Annotated in this window: 3 protein-coding genes; all 3 read left to right on the top strand. The window is 60.0% G+C overall.

Annotated features, from left to right (window positions below; genetic code table 11):
- Positions 1–754 (top strand): SIS domain-containing protein (locus tag EN969_RS28915; protein WP_127419617.1); only part of this gene is annotated, 754 nt, incomplete at its 5' end.
- 31 nt (positions 755–785) lie between these two features.
- Positions 786–1,088 carry a HigA family addiction module antitoxin gene (locus tag EN969_RS28910; RefSeq protein WP_027161478.1) on the top strand — a complete coding sequence of 101 codons (303 nt, stop codon included), beginning with the start codon at positions 786–788 and terminating at the stop codon, positions 1,086–1,088.
- Between the two features lie 80 nt (positions 1,089–1,168).
- On the top strand, positions 1,169–1,924 hold the full coding sequence (locus tag EN969_RS28905) for a DUF502 domain-containing protein (protein WP_024503567.1): 756 nt from the start codon (positions 1,169–1,171) through the stop codon (positions 1,922–1,924).
- Positions 1,925–1,927 lie beyond the last annotated feature (3 nt).

The raw sequence follows: 1,927 nt of genomic DNA, 5'->3' as shown, positions 1-1,927 counted from the left end.
GCGTTATTGCCGCAAAGCCGGCATGAAGATCGGCGCGATCGTCAATGTGCGCGAATCGACCATGGCGCGCGAATCCGACGTCGTGCTGCCGACGCTTGCCGGACCCGAGATCGGCGTCGCCTCGACCAAGGCCTTCACCTGCCAGCTTTCCGTGCTGGCCGCGCTTGCGGTGCGCGCCGGCGTGGCGCGCGGTATGATTTCGAAGGAACAGGAGAAAACCCTGGTGCGCGCGCTTTCGGAAGCGCCGCGCTACGCCAACCAGGTGCTCAAGCTTGAAGAGCAGATCGAGCGGATCGCGCGCGAACTCTCGCGCTACAAGGACGTGCTCTATCTCGGCCGCGACACCAATTTCCCGCTGGCCATGGAAGGCGCGTTGAAACTCAAGGAAATCTCCTACATCCACGCCGAAGGCTATGCAGCCGGCGAACTGAAGCATGGGCCGATCGCGCTGATCGACGAGAACATGCCTGTCATCGTCATCGCGCCGCATGACCGGATCTTCGAGAAAACCGTTTCCAACATGCAGGAAGTGGCGGCGCGCGGCGGCAAGATCATCCTGATCACCGACAGCAAGGGCGCGGCGCAGGTGAGCGTGAAGACGATGGAAACAATCGTGCTGCCGGATGTGCCCGAAATCATCTCGCCGATCATCTATGCGCTGCCGATCCAGATGCTGGCCTATTTCACCGCCGTGTTCATGGGCACCGACGTCGACCAGCCACGCAATCTGGCGAAATCGGTGACGGTGGAATAGGTTTTGCCTTCCAGACCGGAGGTTGGGCCGAATGGCATCGAAGTTCGCACGTCCAGTTCATCCTGGAGAATTCCTGCGTGAAGAATATCTCGTCCCGCTCGGCATGAGTGCAGGCGCGCTGGCGAAAAAGCTCAACCTTCCGCGCACCCGTATCGAACGCATTGCCAAGGAAGAGATCGGCCTGACTCCCGATACCGCTCTTCGCCTCGCCAGATTTTTCAACACCACGCCCGAATTCTGGATGAATTTTCAACAGGCCTATGAGCTTGAAACCGAAGCCAGAAAGCTGGCGCCGGAGCTCGAGAAGATTGAGCCGTTGGAAGTAGCGGCATAATCGGCTCTTTAAAAACTTCGCAGTTCCAAAGCTTCGTCCGGTTCACTAATGTTGCGCTGCAACCCGCGCTCCGGTGAACCATGTCCGACGCTCCCAAGACCTCCGGCATGACCCGGCTGAGGAACTATTTCCTCACGGGCTTCATCGTCTGCGCGCCCTTGGCGATCACCGCCTACATTGCCTGGTCGTTCATCGGCTGGGTCGATTCCTGGGTGAAGCCTTATATTCCGGCCCGCTACAGCCCTGACACCTACCTGTCGTTTCCGGTGCCGGGGTTCGGACTGATCGTGGCGCTTATCCTGATCACGCTGATCGGTTTCCTGACGGCAAACATCGTCGGCCGCGCCATCGTCAATTTCGGCGAGCGCCTGCTTGGCCGCATGCCGCTGGTGCGCGGCATCTACGGCTCGCTGAAACAGATTTTCGAGACCGTGCTGTCGAACAAGGGTGACATGTTCCGCCAGGTCGGGCTGGTCGAATATCCGCGCAAGGGCGTGTGGTCGCTGGTGTTCGTCGCCAGTGAAAAGGAAACCGAGATCAACCAGAAGCTCGACCAGGAAGGCGATCCGCTGATCGCCGTATTCATGCCGTGCACGCCAAACCCGACCACGGGCTTCCTGATGTATGTGCCGAAGTCGGACATCGTGCCGCTCGACATGACGATCGAGGATGGCGCCAAGCTGATCGTCTCCGCCGGTCTGGTGGCGCCCGAAGTAAAGCAAATGGTTGTCGTGAATGGCGAGCCGATCGAAGGGATGCTCGCCAACCCTTCGGTTGCCGCCCTGGCTCAGCCGGCGCGCAGAAGCCGCACGGCTTCGTCGCGACCGAACAAGTAAAGC

It is taken from the genome of Mesorhizobium sp. M7A.F.Ca.CA.003.01.2.1 (assembly GCF_003998945.1).
GTDB lineage: Bacteria > Pseudomonadota > Alphaproteobacteria > Rhizobiales > Rhizobiaceae > Mesorhizobium > Mesorhizobium ciceri.
Note: the sequence above shows the minus strand (reverse complement) of the source record. Positions and strands in the feature narration are given on the sequence as shown.

Bases quoted from the DNA above. Each gene is read 5' to 3' on its own strand.
- EN969_RS28910 (WP_027161478.1), top strand. From the start codon at position 786: ATGGCATCGAAGTTCGCACGTCCAGTTCATCCTGGAGAATTCCTGCGT.
- EN969_RS28905 (WP_024503567.1), top strand. From the start codon at position 1,169: ATGTCCGACGCTCCCAAGACCTCCGGCATGACCCGGCTGAGGAACTAT.